Raw genomic sequence first — 15,013 nt, forward strand, 5'->3', positions numbered from 1 at the left:
CCATTACGATGCTCGTGGACGGAGAGGATGTTGATTTTGCCAGCGTGGAAATAACAGATAACGGCCCAATTTTGAGCATTTCAAAAAAGTCAAAAATAAAATCAACAGAGGAGCACGTGATAATCAACGCCCCTGGAGTGACCGAGGCAATATTGAGAAAATTGATTTCTTATTACATTGAAACTACGGGGAGCCCCCCGATTGCCTTGCCTGGCAAGCTGGCTGAAGAAAATCTCAAAAATTTCCAAAAAGAATTCGACAAGCATCGCAAAAGCAATCACAATGGAACGAAAAATGATTGGGCGCAGGCCACGATAAGAGATATATCGTTCGGCAAGGCCAGGGGGAAAGTTGGATACGAGGCCTTCGAGATAACATTGAAGGACCCTATTGACGCCGATGGACTCAAGGATGCTCCTAGCAAGGTTAATATAATTGCCAGGAAAAAATAACTGTTAAAGGATTTGCTATGGCTGGGTTATATGATTCCACTCTAGAGTTCCTGAATCGTGATCTTGGGAGGGATGTTTCTCAGGAAGGGGGAAGCTGTCGTGATTACAGAGATGTATACAACCTACATCTGGAGGACGTGCGCAAACTTGCACGATTGGATGCGGAAAAATACATAAGATATCTCCTCGGAAAAGGGGCAAGTCTTGGAAATGCAAAACTCTTTGTGTACTTTGTCGCAAAGGAAGGAATGGACATTGATCACTGGATGAAAAATTATTACGACAAAGAATGAAATAAATTTCTACGATTCTTGAATCGCTGGAAGTGATGGGTGCGTCGGTTCTGGCACGCAGGAATCGATGGGGAAACCCCTGGAGGGAAGAGCGAGGCCATAGGCGCGCTCGGGATCCGTCCAGTTGGTCGTTTAATGGGTGAGTTAAGGTTGACGAGCTACTCGCCGTCCTGAAAAAACCCACGTCCCGCAAGCGCACCTGCAACAGCGCCCCAGCCCCAGGCCACCGCCCCCATAGAGGCACAGGTCCAGGCCCTGGACTCCGGCATGCTCGTGGTCGGAGGCGACCAGGCAGCCATCTTGGCGCACCTGCAGGCTGGCGGCGTGCGCGGTGCCGAACCATTCGCGGGTGTGACTCTGGTGCCCGTGGACCAGGCGGCACTGGCACAGCAGGTTCTCAGCCGCCCACCCGCTGCGTCGGCTGGCCCGGTTGGCACGCAGGCGGATCGGGGGTCTCAGCGCGCATCGGCAACGGCCACCTTGCCCCGGGCCAGAACTGCCGCACAGCTTGCGCCCTCTGCGACCCAAGCACCAACCGCTGGCAGTTCCATAGGTGGCCCCAGCCCAGTGGGTGCCAGAGCCCCTCGCACAGTTCATGGCTCACAGGCGAATGCTGGAGCGTCTCAGCCCGTGCCCGTCATGGAGATGCAACGCGACGGCACGCTGATGGTCCGGGGCGACCCCGTACAACTGCAAGAGCGCCTGCGCAAAGGTGGGGTGGACCCCGTGCTGCGGCGCAAGGGCGGCGTGCTCGTCGGGCTCGACCAGATGGGCAAGGCGCGGCAGTTGCTGGGCGGCCTTCAGCCTGCGCAACCTCACAATCCTGCACCAAGCCAAGGCGGCTTCGTTGCAGAGAGCTACCGCAGCGGCTACAGTGATGCCAATGGACGCGCTCAAAAACCTACACAGCCTGACGATGGCCGAGGACCCACGACTGGTCGATCCAGTGCTTCCACCGCTGACAGCGTGCGGGGGGCTGGTGATGCCGTACCGCCTCGACCCGCCTCTCTCGTGGGACTCGGATTTGCCGGGCGAATGGAGCCAGCCGACGACCAAGGGAGCAGCCCGGGGATTCTGCGGCGGAGTGGAAGAACGCCCTTACCGCGTCGGACCGCCACTCTCGTGGGACTTGGAATCGCCAAGCGCGTCGAGCTTCCCGGCGGCCAAGCCCTTGTCGGTGAACGGGTAGATTCGCCAGAGCAACTGTGCCTGCCGGCCGTTCAACGGCTGCGGCCCATGGCGTACCACCCGCCCTCCTCTACCCGCCCGTACGCTTCCACACCAGCCCCAGCGCCTTGAACTTCTGCCAGGCCGTGGCGCGTTCGTCCGAGAGCACGTCGAGAAAGTCCGACAGGCGTTTGGACTTGGCCATGGTGTAGACGGTCAGCGAGGTGGTCAGCACGAACACGATGGCGAAGATTGCCAGCTTGCGGCCCAGGGGGGCGTCGGCTTCGGCCAGCAGGTTCATGCCCAGGAAGCCCGTGGTCACGGTGCCGATCAGGCCGAAGATGGTCACGACCGTGAGCCGCACGACGGTATTGGCCTGGCGGCGCAGGCTGTCGGCGTCCAGGTACTGGTTCATTTCGCCGATGCGCTCCTTGACCTCCGTGTACAGCGGGTCCAGCCCGAGGTGGTTGGCGCACATGCGGAACAGGGCGCGCACCTGGGCCTGTTCGGACACTTCGTGGAACCAGTAGCGGTGCGTGAAACGCAGAAAACCGGCAAAGCTGTCGCGGATGGTGCGCTTGAAACGGCGCACGCTGGCGGCATCGGCAATGTCCAGGTCTTTCAGGGCCTCGGCCAGCCGGTCCGAGAACATCAGCAGCGCCGCCTTCTGGAAATGCGCGATCAAGAAGAGCAAAAAATGCTGGTGCCTGAACTGCGCCAGCACGCCCCGGTCGCGGCAGACATAGAACGGGCTGCCGGCATCGCCCAGCACCAGCAGCGAATGGCCGCTGCACAGGTAGCGCGTATTGGGGGCGGCGCCGCTGCCGCTCCAGAAGCGGTCGTAGCAGAAGCGCTTTTCGAAGTCGTCCAGGTACTCTTCGGCGTAGGGCAGGCCGGTGCCGTCGCCGGACATGGGGGCACCGGTCACCAGGCCAAGGCGCACGAAGTCGCTGCGGCTGAGTGCGCGCGGGTCGTCCAGCGCCAGAAAGGCCAGCTGCGGCATGCGGTAGTACTCGATCTGGCGGTAGCGCAGGGGGCCGCTGCGCTCGGAATGGTCGCTCACCAGCGGCTCCAGCAGCCAGGCCCAGTGCGCCGCGATGCGCGGGGCGCGGTGGCTGCTGACATGGGCCATGAAGAGGTCGCGCTGGTTGGCATCGGACTGGGCCAGCACCTGCCCGGCGGCGTCCAGCCACTCGGCGCTGTACAGGCAGTGCTGGGCATGGCCCTGCGCATCCCAGCCGGCGGGGTAGCCACGGCCGAAGCGGTACAGCAGCTCCTGCGCCTGGTCGAGCGCCAGGTCGCGGGCGCTGACCTCGACATTGAGCAGCACCAGGTCCAGGTCGAGAAAAAAATACAGGTCCACGTGGACGATGTCGAGCATGATCGGCGCGTCGCCGGGGCGCAGCACTGCCCGCACGGCGCTGACGTCGCTGCGCCGGAACACCCGCATCGGCGAGCCGGTGGCGCTGCTGCCTGGCTGGCTGCGGCCTTCGCCATACAGGAACCGCTGCACGTAGGGCAAAAAGGTGACGAACTCGTTGTAATGGCGTTCGTGAAAGCGGCTGCTGTCGCCCGTGAATTCGTCAACCACCTCGCGCCAGGGCGAGGCCTCCTCGCCCATGTCCGCCAGCAGTTGCCAGGGCTTGGCGTGCCGGCCTTCGGAGCCCCGCACCGGCATCAGGCGCAGGGGCCACAGCAAAACCTGGCGAAACTCCCGCACGCAGACGGGATGGGAATCAGCTGGCATGGGCAGGTCTTTCGTCGGGGTCGCGGGTTTCGTGGCAAGGCACCAAGGGCTGGACTGTAGCGACCATGCTACCCAAAACAGCAGGGGATGGGGTTGCACAGCACTGTGCTGCAGGCGCCGCCATGCGTGTGCCAAGCCTGCGCGCCATGGCTGCTGCTGCTACAAGCCCCGGCGCGTGGTGGTGACCCGGGGGTGCCTGCCGCCTCTGGCCACTGACTGCACCGAGGCGCGGCAACTCAGGGGCCAGCCATTTCAGGCGCGCCTGCCCCGTCCGGCCGCCTTGGCGCGGTACAGCGAGGCATCGGCGCGCTCCATGAGGCCGCGCCAGCCGTCGTCGCCCGCAAAGGCCACGCCCACGCTGGCGCCGATGAGCACCCTGCGCCCGCCCAGGTCGAAGGGCTTGGCGGCGGTGGCCACGAGCTTGTCGGCCACCTGCTCGGCGGCGGCGCGGCTGGGCATGCCGCCCAGCACCACCACGAACTCGTCGCCGCCCACGCGGGCCACCAGGTCCATGGGCCGCACCAGCGCCAGGAAGCGCGCGGCCACGGCCTGCAGCAACTGGTCGCCCACTGGGTGGCCCCAGGTGTCGTTGACGGGCTTGAAGCGGTCCAGGTCCACGTACAGCATGGCCACGCCGTGGGCCTCGCCGATCGGTATGCGCTGCAGGTAGGCCTCCAGGCCCTGCCGGTTCATGAGGCCGGTGAGGCCGTCGCGCTCGCTCAGGCCGATGAGGCGCGACTCGCGCTGGCGGTGGATGGTGACGTCGTCCAGCACGGCGATGAAGCCGTCGGGCGTGCCGCCTTCCGACAAGCGGGGCACCAGGGTGATGGCCATGTTGCGCTGGCGCCCGCCCAGGTGCAGGTCGAGCTCGAACGTGGTGGGCTCTCCGCCCTGCGCCTTCTGGATGTGGGCCATGCTGCCCTGCAGCTCCTGGATGGGCATGACCTCGCCGATCCTGTGGCCCACGATCTCTGCGCGCGAGGGCCCCACCAGCTTCTCGAAGGCGGAGTTGACGAACTCGTAGCGGCCTTCGCGGTCGACCACGGCGATGACGTCCGGGATCGCCTCGGCAATGGAGCTGAGCGTGCGCTGCTGGCGAAACAGGTCGGCGCGGGCGCGCTGCTGCGCCGAGATGTCGCGCATCACGGCGGTGTAGCGCACCACCTGGCCGGTGGCGTCCTTGTGCGACAGCACCGAATGGTCCACCGCGATCGGCTGGCCGGCCACTAGCACGGTGCTCTCGCCCATCCACACGCCGGTCTTGTGCACCGAGGGCATGACCTCGTCGCGGTAGCGCCGCGTGGTCTCGGGCGTGTTGAAGTCGGTGAAGCGGTGCTGCGTGACGTCGTAGCCGGCGTCGTAGCCCTGGGCCTGGCGCGCGGCCGGGTTCATGTAGGTCACGCGGCCGTCCTTGTCGGCCTGCACCACGTAGTCGGGCGTGGCCTCCAGGATCTGGGTGAGCATGTGCAGCGATTCCTCGGCCCGCTTGCGGCCGGTGATGTCCTGCAGCGCGCCGACCACGCGCACCGGCGCGCCGTGTTCGTCGTACTCGGTGTTGCCGATGGCGCGCGCCCACACGCGCCGGCCATCGGGGGTGCGCAGAGGGGCTTCGATCTCCCACTTCTGGCCGTCCTCGATGCCTTGCTCGAAGGCGGCGATGAGCCGCTCCTGCGCGCCCTCTTCGTAAAAGCCGACCACACCGGGCAGCGTGGGCACGAAGTCGTCGTCCACGCCGTGGATGCGCCGCACCATGGGCGACCAGTGCACCGTGCTGGCGGGCAGGTCCACCGTCCAGGAGCCCACCAGCGCCAGCTCGCCGGTGCGCTGCAGCAGATCCTGGTTGGCGCGCAATTCGCGCTCTACCGCCTGGCGCTGGCTGGTGTCGCGGATGAAGGCCGTGGCGCCAATGCCGCCAGCCATGCGCAGCGGCGCGATGGACAGCTCCACCGGCAGGCGATGCCCGTCCTTGTGCAGCGCATCCACCTCGAAGCGCCGGCGCAGCACCGGGCCCTCACCCGTTCGCTGCAGCCGCGCCATGCCATAGAGGTGGGCGCTGCGCATCTCGGGGGGGATGATGAGCTCGTGCATGGGCCGGCCGATGGCTTCGTCGTAGCTCCAGCCCAGGGCGGCCTGCGCCTGCGGGTTCCACTCGGTGATGAAGCCGCCGGGATCGATGCTGACGAAGGCGTCCTGCGTGCTGGTGAGCATGCTGTGCAGCGTCTCGTCGCGCGCAGGCCCACCCGGCGCTTCGCTGTGCAGGGTGCCCTTGGCCAGCAGGCCGGGCACCGGTGCCAGCGGCTGGCTGCCCAGCGCCATGCGTGCATCCCAGCGCGGGCGCTGGTTGGCAAAGGCGCTGTGCGTGCTGCGGATGGCGCTGGCATCGTCGAGCGTGCCCACGGCCACCTCGACCACGCCGGGCTGCGCATCCTCCAGGCGAAACAGCTGGCTGCCGCACTCGGGGCACAGCTGGCGAGCCCCGTGGTCGGACGAGCGCCAGGTGTGCATTGCGCCATACACGCGCAGGGTGCCCCTGTCGCCACCGACCCAGACCATGCCGGCACCGCCGGAGGCCCTGCGGCAGGTCTCGCAGTAGCACACCGCGGCCTCCAACTCCAGCGCATGCACGGCGTACTCCACACGGCGGCAAGCGCAGTGGCCTCTCAATACAACGGGAGCCGTCCTCATACGCAACCTTTGTCCCAGGGGCGGGGATCGACACAAACGGCCCTGCGCGGCGCGGGTCCGTGGTGGAAAGGTAACCGGTCTTGCCGCCCGGCCTTGTAGGACAGCTCCTATCCGGGCCGACTGTATCGCGTTGGTGTGGCATGGCAAGTGGCCAATGTCAGTGCGCGGTGGCCGCGGGCAGCGATTGCCGATACGGCAATCGAGGGTTCGAAAAACAGCGCAACGCAGTGGGTGTACCTGGCGCGGGCCGGCACAATAATCACCCCATGGAAACCATTGTTCTCGGCGCCGGCATGGTCGGCGTCAGCACCGCCCTGGCGCTGCAGCAGCGCGGCCACGCCGTGACCCTCGTCGACCGCAAGGCCCCGGGCCAGGAGACCTCGTACGGCAATGCCGGCATCATCCAGCGCGAGGCCGTGCAGCCCTACGCCTTTCCGCGCAACATCGCCACGCTGGCACGCATCGCCACCGGCCTGAGCAACGACGCCCACTACCACTGGGGCGCCGTGCTGCGCCTGGCGCCGCAGTTGCTGGGCTACTGGGCCGCGTCGGCGCCTGGGCGCTACGCGCCCATCGCCCAGGCCTACAGCCGCCTGATCGCGCACTGCCTGACCGAGCATGGCGGCTGGATTGAAGCGGCCGGCGCCGCCGACCTGGTGCACAGGCAAGGCTGGATGCAGCTGTACCGCACCGCCCCGGTGTTCGACGCGGCCGCCACGCAGGCCCGGGCCACCGCGGCAGCGCACGGCCTGGCCTGCCAGGTGCTGGACACGGCGGCCCTGGCCGCCGCGCAGCCCGTGCTGCAGATGCCGCTGGCCGGCGCCGTGCACTGGCAGGACCCGTGGACCGTGCGCGACCCCGGCGAGCTGGTGGCGCGCTATGCGCGGCTGTTCGTGCAGCGCGGCGGGCACCTGGCCACGGGCGACGCGATGGCGGTGCGGCAGGAGGGCAGCGGCTGGGCCGTGCAGGTGGACTCTGGCAGCATCAGCGCGCAGCACGCCGTCATTGCCCTAGGCCCCTGGGCCGGCGCCCTCACCACGCGCCTGGGCTACCGCCTGCCGCTGTTCAGCAAGCGCGGCTACCACCGCCACTTTGCCGGTGGCCCCAGCCTGACCATGCCGGCGCTGGACATCGAGCGCGGCGTGATGCTGGCCCCCATGGCGCGCGGCCTGCGCCTGACCACCGGGGCCGAGTTCGCGCTGCTGGACGCCCCCGCCACCCCCGTGCAACTGCGCCGCGCCGAGCAGTCCACACGCGAACTGCTGCCCCTGGGCGAGCCCGTGGAGGCCACGCCCTGGCTGGGCGCGCGCCCCTGCACCGCCGACATGCTGCCCGTGCTGGGCAAAGCGCCGCGGCACACGGGCCTGTGGTTCAACTTCGGCCACGCGCACCAGGGCTTCACCCTGGGCCCGGTCACGGGGCGCCTGGTGGCCGAGCTCATCAGCGGCGAGGCGCCGTTCGTGGACCCGGCGCCTTATTTGGCGCAGCGGTTTTTGTAACGGCGCCGGCCGCGCGCGCGGCACCTGCCCCCACCCTACTCCGCGCCCGGCAGGGCCCTCGGCGACGAAGCCTGCCTGCATCACCCATATTGGCGATTGTGGTGATCGCTCCATTGCCTTGAAATCAAGAAACCAATGGATACAAGTGTGTCCATGTGGACACATGTGTTTCGCACGCATCTTTCTTTGCTTTTCTCTCTACCACCTGCCGGCCACCACAACCCCAAGAAGCCCACGCCGGCGCAACCTCGGTTCACCACTGCCATGCTCCTCACCCGCACGTTCAAGCAAATTGCCGCCGCCGCTGCCATCGTCGTCGCCAGCCTTGGCGCCGCCAGTCCCGCATTCGCCGACATCACAGCATCGGCCACCAGCAGCGGCTCATCGAGCGCCTACACCCTGGTGGCCCGCATCACGCCCGAGGCACAGTACCTGGGACGTGGCAAGCTGTACTTCGTGATACTGCACGGCTCGCAGATCTACGTGCTGTCCGAGACCCGCGGCTTCATCCCCTACACGGGCGGCGAGCCTGCGGCCTACCGCACCATCACCCAGGCCACCGAAACCATCACCGTGCAGGGCTGGAACACCACCGCCCAAGCCGGCGCCTCCGTCTTCGTGGGCTTTGGCACCGACGTGATGGACATGATCAACAATGGCAAGTTCAAGCAAGTGGCCACGCTGCCCCAGGCACCTGCACCGACGCCGACGCCCCCCGTCGTGACCAACCCCTATGCGGTACACAACGGCAGCTACATGTGCTACGACGAGTACGGTCGCTCAGGCTCCATCACCGCCTCGTTCACCGCCAGCGCCACCACCATCGATGTGACCCGCTTGTCGAATATCCCCGTGTACTCCTACAGCCTGCCGGCAAGCACCATCCTCCAGGAGCCCGGCTACCGCATCTACCACAGCACACCCTACCCCCTCAAGCTGGTCATGCTCAAGCTGTCCGGCGGCTCGTACAGTCTGGCGGTCGGCTACCAAGGCAGTACGTACAGCAGCGAAATCATGTACGCCTGCACCAAGCTCTGACCAGGGCCGCGCGCCGGGCACGCTGCCCACGGCCTGCCAGCGGCCGTGGGCGGGAATCCCCTACACATTCACCGCCGCCCCATCCACCGCCCAGCGGCATTCCGCCATCCAGGTGGGCAGTGCGGGGTCGCGCACCACGGGCGCCAGGGCGCGCAGCGTGGTGTTCATCTGGCTGTCGAACCAGTGCAGCTTCTGCTCGGCGAACTGGATGGACGACAGCGCCTGCAGCACCAGCTTGCCGCCGTCCACCACCGGCAGCGGCAGCGCCGCGTTGAACGCCATGTCCAGCGATGGGTGGTCGCGCACCAGCTCCTGCAGGAAGGCGCATGCCGCATCGATGGCCTGCGCATGCCGCGCATGGAAGGCCGGGCTCATCTCCTGCGCGCCCAGGAACTTGGCAACGCCCGCGAGCGACTCGAACGGGGTGGGCAGGCGGGTAGGGGTGGGGGTCGAAGGGATGGGCATGGTGGCGGTCGGCAGGTCGAAGGGATGGCAACGGCAACAGCGCGCAGGCGCCATGGCAGGCGCGTTTTGACACAGTATGCGCCCAGCGCACGCTCCACGGCCCAGGCAAGGCGCAAAATGGACTGCGCGCCTGCAGCCGCAATGACAGCAGGAGCATGCGCGCCTCCACGTAAACCGCCGGCAATGCCACCGCGTTGAATGTGCTGTAACCGGACACCGCCATGCCCATCACCATGCCCCTTCCTGGTACCTTGCGCAGACTTCTGGCTGGCGCCGCCCTGGCACTGGGCCTGGGCGCCGCGCCCGCCTTCGGCCAGATCACCACGGTGGCCACCACCATCAGCGGCAGCACGCAGGCACTGAACTTCGCCATCAGCGTCAGCCCCGAGTCGCGCTTCCTCGGCCAGGGCAAGCTGTACTTCGTGCTGCTGCACAACGGGCAGTTCTACCTGCTGTCCGAGACGCGGGGCTTCGTGCCCTACACGGGCGGCGAGATCCCCGAGTACCGCACCATCCGCCAGCCGACCGAGACCATCGCGGTCAACAACTGGAACACCCGCGCGCAGCTGGGTGGGGCCGTCTTCGTGGGCTACGGCACCGATTTCTTCGAAATGCTGGCCAGCGGCCGCTACCGCCAGGTGGCCACCCTGGCGGAGTACCCCATCCCGCCCGGCGCGGGCGACCCCTACGCGGCCTACAGCGGCGCCTACCTGTGTTCCAGCGACACGGGCGCCACGTACAACGCCACCGCCACCTTCACGGCAGCGCAGGCGGTGGTGGACACCTCCCGTATCAACCCCATCCCGGTCCCCAGCCTCAGCCTGCCCTTCGACGGCCTGGGCAGCAGCGGCGACCGCATCTATGCCAACCGCGGCTTTCCGCTGTACCTGGTGTCGCTGGACACGGCCGCCGGCGCACGCTACCCGCTGGCACTGGCCTACCAGGCCAGCGATTTCAGCGCCTCGTACATCTACGTGTGCGCCCGGCGCTGAGCGCGCAGCCACCCCGCATCGCGTCCGCCACGCGCCGTCCAGCCCCGCCCGGCGACCGCCTGTCGGCGCGCAGCGCCATGTCGTGACATTTGGTTTCACGCCACAGCGCGCGCGACACCCCGGTGATAGATTCGCGCCTCGCCCGCCCCCTTGCCGGGCGATAGCCGCCCGATTCCACGCCAACCCATCCCGAACGACATGGCCGTTACCGTCTCCGACCTGCAGAACATGCGCTTTTCCGGCAACCCCCAGGCAGATGCCCTGCTGGGTGGCACGCCCATCTGGAACTTCTGGCCCGACGGGCGCAAGGTGATCTACTACACCTTCGACGCCAGCGCCGGCAGCGAGGCGACCAAGAAGACCGGCAGCGCGGTCACGGGCTTCAACGCCGACCAGAAACAGTCCACTCTGCAGATCCTGCAGCATGCTTCCGCCGTCACCGGCATCGTCTTCACCGAGGTCGCCACCTCGGCCCAGGCAGACCTGCACTTCGCCGCCACCAACCTGCAGGGCCCCTCCACCGCGGGCCTGGCATCGTCTGGCTATGGCTACAGCTACTCCGGCCCCAACCAGACGGTGAACTCGCTGAACATCGAGGCCGTGGTCTACCTGGACAACGTGGAGCACGCCGGCATCAACAACCGGCCCACGGCCGGTGGCGCCGGCTATGAAGTGCTGCTGCACGAGGTGGGACATGCGCTGGGCCTGTCGCACCCCTTCGACTCCTCGCACCCCCTGCCCGCGGGGCAGGACAACACCAACAACACCGTCATGTCGTACACGCATGCCGGCCCCGCCAAGACCACCTTCCAGGCCTACGACCTGCTCGCGCTGGACTGGCTCTACGGCCGCGATGGCCTGGGGGGCACCTACGGATTCAACTCCACCAAGGGCCCGACGCTGACCTTCGATACGGCGCCGGCGCCCGCGCCAGCCCCCGCTCCAGCGCCTGGCCCTGCCCCGGCACCCTCGCCCACGCCAGCCCCGGCCCCCAAGCCACCGGCACCCGCACCGACGCCGACGCCGGCCCCCACGCCCCCCAAGCCAGTACCGACGCCCAGCAACCCCAACCAGCCCAGTGGCACCCAGGGCACGGCCGACGCCGACCTGTTCAACAGCAAGCCCGCCAGCGAAAGCTTCACCGGCGCCGCTGGCGTGGACACCCTGCTGGTCCACGGCGCCCGGGGCGGCTACACCCTGCAGCCCACCGGCAGCGGCACCTGGCGGCTCAATGACAAGGGCGCCGGCCTGGACGGCATCGACACCCTTCAGCAGATCGAGCGCGTGCGCTTTGCGGACCACTCCGTGGCACTGGACCTGGACGGGGCCGCCGGCACCGCCGCGCGCCTCATCAGCACCCTGCTGGGCTCCAACGCGCTGAACAACCGCGGGCTGGTGGGTGCCGTGATCAAGGCAGTGGACGAATCCGGTGCCACGCCCCAGCAACTGGCAGAGCTGGCCCTGGCCGCCGTGGCCGGCCCCTCCGCCACGCCCGAGCAGGTCGTGGCTCTGCTGTACGCCAACCTGTTCGGCACCGCGGCCGATGCCGCCACCGTGCAGAACCTGGCGGGCCTGCTCCAATCGGGCAGCTACACCGGCGCATCGCTGACCTGGGCCGTGGCCAGCTCAGACCTCACTGCCAGCAAGATCAACCTGGTGGGGCTGAGCCAGACGGGGCTGGAATACGTCTGAGGGCCATACCGCGCGCCGCCGCCGGGCCTGTGGCCAAGGCGGGTAACGGCGCGTGCGCAGCAAGCAAGGCCCGCGTTGCCTCTGGCGCCAGATGGCGACGCCCCCTTTTTGGGGGATATCGCCCGCCAGCGATTTGCGCTCCAATCACTTTCGATGTTCCAAGGCAAGCATTGTTTTGCCAGGGGCAGACATGCTCGCCCCGCGCGCGCCAGTCCCCGGGGAGCAACCGTGCCCCGCTGGAGCCATGGCCCCCGGGGCACAACGCCTGGCCAACCCAGTGACTGGGGCATACCCAACGTGATTACCGCACTCTTCGAATTCACCCGCGCCGGCGTCTGCAGGTTTGCGCCCAGCGTATCCGCCTCCACGGACGCCCAGGCCGTGCTGCTCAACTGGGCCCTCATGGCCAACGACCGCTCATTCCGCGCGGTGCTCGACCTGCCTGACCGCCTGGTGGCCGAACTCAGCTGGAACGAGCGGCACGACACCGCCCAACGGAACGACCTCGACTCCTGGGCCCACCGCCTGGACGTCACCGTGTCCAACGCACTGCGCATGTCGCAGGTCGACCGGCCCATCGCGCGGCCCCTGGCGGCGTAAAAGGCCTTACCCGCGCCAGGCACTGCCTGAGCCAGCCCGCCCCCCCCTGCAAGCACTTGGCAGGGCCTTATCAGACCGCCGTGGCAGTGAACAAAGCGGCCAGCCCTTGCTCTCCTTCTGGCATGGCCACTATCTCGCATTGGATGTCACAGCCAGACCAGCGAACCGGACCACTTATATACACGAATTGCACAAATGTCACGCCAATGAAGTCCGTCGAACCGCCACTGCGCTGCAATCCGATGGTAAACCGGTCATGGCCATTGACATAGCCGGCAAAGAAAGCGTTTTCACCGCGCCACTCCGCAAAAAATGAAGCCAACCCATCCATATCTTTCTTTTTAAAATTCACTGCTTCACCTCTCATGAAACCGCTTTGGCAGAACCTTTCAGCAACCCAATGATTGGCATGCCTCTGTAAGGGCTGTCGGCAGGGGTTTTTTCGACGCGCTCCAGGACATGCCGGACAAATCGATTGATGATTTCCTTTTTTTTATTCCGGTTATTATTAGGAAGAAATCTCAAACAATCAGCAAGATGAATGGAAAAATCAATATCCCCTTCTCGCCGGTAGACTTCACCCCACAAATCCCTTTCAAGAGCTGCCCACGGAAATCGTGGGAGCATATGGCGATACCAGTAGCGCAGCTCAGGAAGCCTCGTGACCTGAAAGCTCAGCCGAAGAGCCCTTTGCATCAGTACCCGGTCACGAACTGCTCGCCTGAAAACACGAAGTCCCATGGAGTTCACTTTTGACACTTCGTGCGTCAGCAAAAAATCCAGGCACTCCCAAGCACACTCTCTTTCAGCATGGTTCACATATTGGGAAATGCCATTCTCCATTCGACTATCTATGGCATGAGACCCAATAGCTCGCCGAATCTCATCGATCGAAGAAAAATACATTCGACCCGCCTTAATAGTCATCGTGACGATCCTCAAATTTATCGAATGGCAATCTGAATTCTCGTGCCCAATCAGATCTTACCGGCTCCGGCCTGTAGTGCCCAGATGAATTCGTCCATCGAACAAGTGTTCCTTTGCTGTTCTCTCCTGATCCAAATTTTATTATTCCAGCGTACTCCACCGGCTGCCCTCGCGCAATGTCGATATGCCATTGCTTCTCTTGACCACCAGCCAGTCCAACGAAGATCTGTCCCCCTTGAATTACATAGTTGTAGGTTCCTTTTGCTGTCAGAGGCTCACCGGAGCCATGGATTTTCCGCCGGCCATCACTCCCCTGCCTTAGCTCACCCCTCTTCAGCCTGCGCGGGTCGGGCTGGTCCGTGAACAAATTTACAAACTGCCCATCGGCATTTCGCAGTTGAGGACTGCTGCTACCAACAAGGAATGGCGCGGAGACAGCATCCGTTTCTTGCTGCGTCGGCAAATTGCCTGCAGGTGGAGGTTCTCCAGGGGGATCCTCACGGGCCAGCACGGAATGGAGTGCTGGTGGATGTGGGGAATCCAAGGAAGCGGCTTGCGCAAAATCCGGTGACGCCAGCAAACCCATTGCCAGAGCTGCCTCGTGCACCGGCACCATCATTCCCTCAGAGAACCGTTTCGCGTCGCGCACGCCACCTGCGAGCAGCCCCGCCTCAATGGCATCTGGATCGCCACGCACAGCAAGCATGCCGGACGCAAGCTCAATGATCTGGTGGCCAACAGGTGCGGCGGGCGGCACGCCCGTGCCGTTGCGCCCAGGCAAGGAAAGCGGCAACGCCGCCAACGCCCGTTGCGCCTGCGCTGCTTGCTCTGGAGCCACCAACAGGCTGCGGTCAAACAGGAACACCTTGTCTACGCCTGCCTTGCCCCGAAAAGTTTCCAGCGCACGGGGATCACCCTCCACGCTCAGCGTACCTTTGTCGGTCAAGCGGACTGCACCGACAAAGGGTGCCAAAGGGGTCTTTCTTGAACACCTCCCAGGCTTCGCCAAAGCTCTTGGCCTCCAACACCGCGCGCACCTGCGGCCGCGTGGTCATGCGGCTTGCGGCATCGGCCAGGGCGCCGGCCTCAGCCGTGTCGGCGGCCATGCCGCCCAGGCGCTGGGAGGCGTGCGCGATATAGGTGCGCAGGCCCTGCGCCTGGGCGCTGTCGCCCCGGCCTTCGCCTACCAGTTGGGCCAGCATCTCCTGGCGCTGCAGCAACTGGTGGGCCGCGGCGCTGGCGTTCATGGCCTGCAGGCTGGCGGAGGCGTTCGTTGCGCCGGCAAAGACTTCGTCGCGCAGTTGCGTGAACTCATCGCCCAAGCGGCCGAGCAAGCCCTTGCGTGCGGGGGCCTTGGACGCGGCACTTGCCATGCTGCGCGCGACGGGCGGCGCATCCGCCATGATCGATTGCACAGGGGCATCACCCGGCCGGGCCGCGCTCGGACGCCAACCGC

Annotated in this window: 15 protein-coding genes; 7 read left to right on the top strand and 8 right to left on the bottom strand. The window is 65.9% G+C overall.

Annotation, left to right across the window (positions count from 1 at the left end; genetic code table 11):
• The first annotated feature begins 8 nt into the window (after positions 1-8).
• Entirely contained in the window at positions 9-452 is a 444-nt protein-coding gene (locus AC07PF_RS26495; RefSeq protein ID WP_494613868.1) for a hypothetical protein, read from the top strand.
• Positions 453-589: 137 nt separating this feature from the next.
• On the top strand, positions 590-745 hold the full coding sequence (locus AC07PF_RS26500; protein WP_179679810.1) for a hypothetical protein: 156 nt from the start codon (positions 590-592) through the stop codon (positions 743-745).
• Positions 746-1,345: 600 nt separating this feature from the next.
• Here the strand turns inward: AC07PF_RS26500 and AC07PF_RS26505 are convergent.
• The 3 genes from AC07PF_RS26505 to AC07PF_RS26515 all read right to left on the bottom strand — a co-directional run bounded on the left by AC07PF_RS26505 (position 1,346) and on the right by AC07PF_RS26515 (position 6,344).
• Entirely contained in the window at positions 1,346-1,558 is a 213-nt protein-coding gene (locus tag AC07PF_RS26505) for a hypothetical protein (RefSeq protein WP_145698117.1), read from the bottom strand.
• A gap of 445 nt (positions 1,559-2,003) precedes the next feature.
• Positions 2,004-3,659 carry a hypothetical protein gene (locus AC07PF_RS26510; protein ID WP_494613869.1) on the bottom strand — a complete coding sequence of 552 codons (1,656 nt, stop codon included), beginning with the start codon at positions 3,657-3,659 and terminating at the stop codon, positions 2,004-2,006.
• A 252-nt stretch (positions 3,660-3,911) separates the two neighbouring features.
• Entirely contained in the window at positions 3,912-6,344 is a 2,433-nt protein-coding gene (locus tag AC07PF_RS26515; RefSeq protein WP_494613870.1) for a PAS domain S-box protein, read from the bottom strand.
• 266 nt (positions 6,345-6,610) lie between these two features.
• On the opposite strand from AC07PF_RS26515, the gene AC07PF_RS26520 reads away from it, so the two are divergent.
• Positions 6,611-7,843, top strand: coding sequence for an NAD(P)/FAD-dependent oxidoreductase (locus AC07PF_RS26520; protein WP_494613871.1), 1,233 nt, complete (start codon positions 6,611-6,613; stop codon positions 7,841-7,843).
• Between the two features lie 264 nt (positions 7,844-8,107).
• A complete protein-coding gene (locus tag AC07PF_RS26525) occupies positions 8,108-8,881 on the top strand; it encodes a hypothetical protein (RefSeq protein ID WP_494613872.1) in 774 nt (257 codons plus the stop codon).
• A 60-nt stretch (positions 8,882-8,941) separates the two neighbouring features.
• Here AC07PF_RS26525 and AC07PF_RS26530 read toward each other — a convergent pair whose 3' ends face one another.
• Positions 8,942-9,346, bottom strand: a complete 405-nt coding sequence (locus AC07PF_RS26530; RefSeq protein ID WP_494613873.1) for a hypothetical protein — start codon at positions 9,344-9,346, stop codon at positions 8,942-8,944.
• 221 nt (positions 9,347-9,567) lie between these two features.
• Between AC07PF_RS26530 and AC07PF_RS26535 the strand changes: the two genes are divergently transcribed.
• The 3 genes from AC07PF_RS26535 (at position 9,568) to AC07PF_RS26545 (ending at position 12,630) form a co-directional block, all read left to right on the top strand.
• Entirely contained in the window at positions 9,568-10,338 is a 771-nt protein-coding gene (locus AC07PF_RS26535; RefSeq protein ID WP_494613874.1) for a hypothetical protein, read from the top strand.
• A 198-nt stretch (positions 10,339-10,536) separates the two neighbouring features.
• A complete protein-coding gene (locus AC07PF_RS26540) occupies positions 10,537-12,030 on the top strand; it encodes a M12 family metallo-peptidase (protein ID WP_007858434.1) in 1,494 nt (497 codons plus the stop codon).
• 297 nt (positions 12,031-12,327) lie between these two features.
• Positions 12,328-12,630: a hypothetical protein gene (locus AC07PF_RS26545; RefSeq protein WP_494609418.1), complete on the top strand. Its 303-nt coding sequence runs from the start codon at positions 12,328-12,330 to the stop codon at positions 12,628-12,630.
• Between the two features lie 70 nt (positions 12,631-12,700).
• On the opposite strand, the gene AC07PF_RS26550 is transcribed toward AC07PF_RS26545, so the two are convergent.
• Genes AC07PF_RS26550 through AC07PF_RS26565 form a run of 4 tightly spaced genes read right to left on the bottom strand, consistent with a single transcriptional unit; the run spans position 12,701 to position 14,960 of the window.
• Positions 12,701-12,982 carry a hypothetical protein gene (locus AC07PF_RS26550; protein WP_494613875.1) on the bottom strand — a complete coding sequence of 94 codons (282 nt, stop codon included), beginning with the start codon at positions 12,980-12,982 and terminating at the stop codon, positions 12,701-12,703.
• 11 nt (positions 12,983-12,993) lie between these two features.
• Positions 12,994-13,557, bottom strand: a complete 564-nt coding sequence (locus AC07PF_RS26555) for a hypothetical protein (RefSeq protein ID WP_494613876.1) — start codon at positions 13,555-13,557, stop codon at positions 12,994-12,996.
• Entirely contained in the window at positions 13,547-14,503 is a 957-nt protein-coding gene (locus AC07PF_RS26560; RefSeq protein ID WP_494613877.1) for a hypothetical protein, read from the bottom strand. Before AC07PF_RS26560 ends, AC07PF_RS26555 begins: the two co-directional genes overlap by 11 nt.
• Entirely contained in the window at positions 14,469-14,960 is a 492-nt protein-coding gene (locus tag AC07PF_RS26565) for a hypothetical protein (protein WP_494613878.1), read from the bottom strand. Before AC07PF_RS26565 ends, AC07PF_RS26560 begins: the two co-directional genes overlap by 35 nt.
• Positions 14,961-15,013: the final 53 nt, after the last annotated feature.

Source organism: Acidovorax sp. GW821-FHT10A04 (assembly GCF_059415825.1).

Coding starts and splice junctions, on each gene's coding strand:
- AC07PF_RS26555 (WP_494613876.1), bottom strand. CDS start 13,557: ATGACTATTAAGGCGGGTCGAATGTATTTTTCTTCGATCGATGAGATT.
- AC07PF_RS26525 (WP_494613872.1), top strand. CDS start 8,108: ATGCTCCTCACCCGCACGTTCAAGCAAATTGCCGCCGCCGCTGCCATC.
- AC07PF_RS26510 (WP_494613869.1), bottom strand. CDS start 3,659: ATGCCAGCTGATTCCCATCCCGTCTGCGTGCGGGAGTTTCGCCAGGTT.
- AC07PF_RS26520 (WP_494613871.1), top strand. CDS start 6,611: ATGGAAACCATTGTTCTCGGCGCCGGCATGGTCGGCGTCAGCACCGCC.
- AC07PF_RS26515 (WP_494613870.1), bottom strand. CDS start 6,344: ATGAGGACGGCTCCCGTTGTATTGAGAGGCCACTGCGCTTGCCGCCGT.
- AC07PF_RS26495 (WP_494613868.1), top strand. CDS start 9: ATGCTCGTGGACGGAGAGGATGTTGATTTTGCCAGCGTGGAAATAACA.
- AC07PF_RS26530 (WP_494613873.1), bottom strand. CDS start 9,346: ATGCCCATCCCTTCGACCCCCACCCCTACCCGCCTGCCCACCCCGTTC.
- AC07PF_RS26565 (WP_494613878.1), bottom strand. CDS start 14,960: ATGGCGGATGCGCCGCCCGTCGCGCGCAGCATGGCAAGTGCCGCGTCC.
- AC07PF_RS26540 (WP_007858434.1), top strand. CDS start 10,537: ATGGCCGTTACCGTCTCCGACCTGCAGAACATGCGCTTTTCCGGCAAC.
- AC07PF_RS26535 (WP_494613874.1), top strand. CDS start 9,568: ATGCCCATCACCATGCCCCTTCCTGGTACCTTGCGCAGACTTCTGGCT.